At 68.9% G+C, this 832-nt stretch carries 1 protein-coding gene; it reads right to left on the minus strand.

Going from position 1 to position 832, the window contains the following annotated elements:
* A partial coding sequence (locus EJ105_RS27670) for a DUF2793 domain-containing protein (RefSeq protein WP_250168892.1) occupies nucleotides 1-749 on the minus strand: 749 nt, incomplete at its 3' end.
* Nucleotides 750-832 lie beyond the last annotated feature (83 nt).

The raw sequence follows: 832 nt of genomic DNA on the forward strand, positions 1-832 counted from the left end.
GCCGAATGGTCGAATGCCAGGATATTGTCCGGCACCACCTCCACCAGTCCGCTGACACCGATGACGCGCTTGCCGACGCCGGAGCGCGCGAAAAGCTCGCTGGCCGAGATCCCCGAGCCGTTGAGCCCGTACTTGTCGCGCACGAAATCCGCCACCAGCATGGGCAAGCGGCCGTTGAGGGCGAGCCCGTCGCCCAGCACCCACAGCCTCCAGCCGGCCGCCGTGCGCCGCCACATTATGTCCGTGTCGAGGGCCACCACCTGCATGCCCTGCTTTGGCGCAGTGAAGCGCCAGGCGGTGCCGCTCCAGATGGTGAGATAGCCGGCATAGCCGACCCACGCGCCCGTGGGCGATGTGCCCACCACATAGAGGTCGCCTTCCATCGGCGCGCCCGGCGGCGTGTCGAGGCCCACCGAGACGGCCGCATAGGTGGCGACGGCATCGTCAAGCACGCGCTGGCGCTCGATCAGCTCGCGCACCCGCTCGGCCACATAGGTGCCAGTGGCGCGGTCGGGCGAGTTGTAGACGATCATGTAGGCCGACCCGGCGAGGGTCGAGCCGGGCCAGCCGTAGGCGAGGGTCAGGTGGGTGTAGTCCGTCACCGAGAGGATGCGCACCGCCCGGCCGCCGGCCTCCAGCGTGTCGCCCGGCATGACCAAGGCGCTCCAGAGCGTGCCGACACCGGTCACGGCAGTGCCGTTGGCAGAGACCGAGATGGTTCCCGTCCCGTAATAGTTCGTGAAGTCCATGGGCGATCCTCAGGGCAGCGGCCCCCAGGCGGGCCGGCCCGTGGTGCAGACGCTGAAAAAGTCGAGATAGGCGTAGGGCGTGG

The sequence above is a fragment of the Xanthobacter aminoxidans genome, from assembly GCF_023571765.1.
In the GTDB taxonomy this organism is placed as follows: domain Bacteria; phylum Pseudomonadota; class Alphaproteobacteria; order Rhizobiales; family Xanthobacteraceae; genus Xanthobacter; species Xanthobacter aminoxidans.